The organism is Streptomyces durocortorensis, from assembly GCF_016901035.1.
GTDB classification, from domain to species: Bacteria; Actinomycetota; Actinomycetes; order Streptomycetales; family Streptomycetaceae; genus Streptomyces; species Streptomyces durocortorensis.
On sequence record NZ_JAFEUF010000457.1, the window covers coordinates 1 to 2,072 of the forward strand.

Below are 2,072 nucleotides of genomic sequence, written 5' to 3' on the forward strand. Positions count from 1 at the left end.
CCCCCAGGGAAGGACTCCCCGCCCGTGGCAACCTCGACCCCCACCCGGGACGCGTACGCGAAGACGCCCCGCGCACCGAAGAAGGAACCGACCGACGAGCGGCGGCAGTTGTGGCGCAGCCGGCTGTGGCGGTTCGACGACAAGGCGTCCCCGTACGCGTACATAGCGCCGTTCTTCCTGGTCTTCGGGGCCTTCGGCCTCTACCCGCTGCTCTACACCGGCTGGATCGCCCTGCACCGGGTCTCGATGACCGGCCTGGACTCCATGGAGTGGGTGGGCTGGGAGAACTTCGACAAGATCCTGAACGACCCCGAGTTCTGGACCTCGGTCAGCAACACCTTCCTGATCGGCGTCATCTCCACCGTCCCGCAGCTTCTGATGGCCCTCGGCCTCGCGCACCTCCTCAACTACCGCCTGCGCGCCAGCACGTTCTGGCGCACGATCATCCTCACCCCGTACGCGACCTCGGTCGCCTCGGCCGCCCTCGTCTTCGCGCTGGTCTTCCGGGCGGACGGCGGACTGCTCAACTGGACGCTCGGCCTCGTCGGCTTCGACCCGGTCAACTGGGCCAACGGGCACTGGACGTCGAAGCTGGCGATCTCGGTCATCGTCATCTGGCGCTGGACCGGCTACAACGCGCTGATCTACCTCGCCGCCATGCAGGCCGTCCCCAACGACCTCTACGAGGCAGCCTCGTTGGACGGCGCTTCGCGCTGGCAGCAGTTCCGCAAGGTCACCATCCCCTCGCTGCGGCCGACGATCCTGTTCACCATCGTCATCTCCACCATCGGCTCCATGCAGCTCTTCGGTGAGCCGCTGCTGCTGGAGGGCGGTGCGCTGGGAGCCACCGGCGGCAACGAGAACCAGTACGAGACGCTCAGCATCTACCTCTACAACTACGGCTGGAACCTCGGACATCTCGGTCCGGCGGCAGCCGTGGCCTGGGCGATGCTCGCGCTCCTGCTCCTCATCGCCGGCGTCAACTGGCTGATCGGCCGCTACGTCCGCACCTCCGATTCCGCGGCCTGACCGGGAGCGCATCCATGACCATGACCAGCCCCACGCACACCGCCCCCGTGAAGCTCGCCCCGAATCCGCGGAGCGGAGGACCGTCCCGCCCGAGCCGTTTCCGGATGGGCGCCGGCCAGCAGCTGAAGGGCGGGCCCTTCGCCTACGTCGCGCTCGCCGTCGTCGGCTTCGGCTCGCTGCTGCCGCTCTACTGGACCCTGGTGGCGGCCTCCCGCACCCAGGACGAAGTCCTCGCCTCCACACCGCCGTTCCTCCCGGGCGGCAAGCTGATCGAGAACGTCCAGACGGCCTGGGAGCAGGCCAACCTCGGCAAGGCGATCGTCAACAGCATCATCGTCTCGTCCACGATCACCCTCGCCACGCTCTTCTTCTGCACGCTCGCCGGCTACGCGTTCGCCAAGATGCGCTTCCGGGGCCGGGGCTGGCTGATGACCGCGGTGATCGCCACGCTCACCATCCCGCCGCAGCTCAGCGTCGTCCCGCTGTTCATGATGATGTCCGGCCTCGGCTGGGGCGGGCAGCTCGAATCGGTGATCTTCCCGACCCTGGTGAGCGCGTTCGGTGTGTTCTTCATGCGCCAGTACCTGATCGAGGCGCTGCCCTACGAGCTGATCGAGGCGGCCAAGATCGACGGCGCGAACAACTTCCGTATCGTGCGCAGCATCGTGCTGCCGGTCGCACGCCCCGCGATGATGGTGCTCGGGATGCTCACCTTCGTCCAGGCGTGGAACGACTTCTTCTGGCCCTACCTGGCACTCAACCAGCAGAACCCGACCCTTCAGGTGGCCCTCGGCCAGCTCAGCGCCTCGTACACCCCCGACCAGTCCATCGTCATGGCGGGTGCGCTGATCAGCACGCTGCCGCTGCTGGTGGTGTTCGTGGTCTTCGGCAAGAAGATCGTCGGCGGGATCATGTCCGGCGCGGTCAAGGGCTGACGGTCTTCCCCTTCCCACCCCCCTCACCTTCTCCCAGGGAGCGCTCCCGCATGACAGCCGTCCGACCCGACATCCGACCCGACCTCCGCCCCGACACGGCCTCCCAGC

The 2,072-nt window shown here is 67.6% G+C and carries 2 protein-coding genes; both read left to right on the top strand.

Annotation, left to right across the window (positions count from 1 at the left end; translation table 11 throughout):
* Positions 1-24: 24 nt before the first annotated feature.
* A complete protein-coding gene (locus tag JS521_RS35375) occupies positions 25-1,029 on the top strand; it encodes a carbohydrate ABC transporter permease (RefSeq protein ID WP_205086947.1) in 1,005 nt (334 codons plus the stop codon).
* Positions 1,030-1,043: 14 nt separating this feature from the next.
* The gene (locus JS521_RS35380) at positions 1,044-1,964 is read left to right on the top strand and encodes a carbohydrate ABC transporter permease (RefSeq protein ID WP_205086948.1); all 921 of its coding nucleotides are present in this window, start codon (positions 1,044-1,046) and stop codon (positions 1,962-1,964) included.
* Positions 1,965-2,072 lie beyond the last annotated feature (108 nt).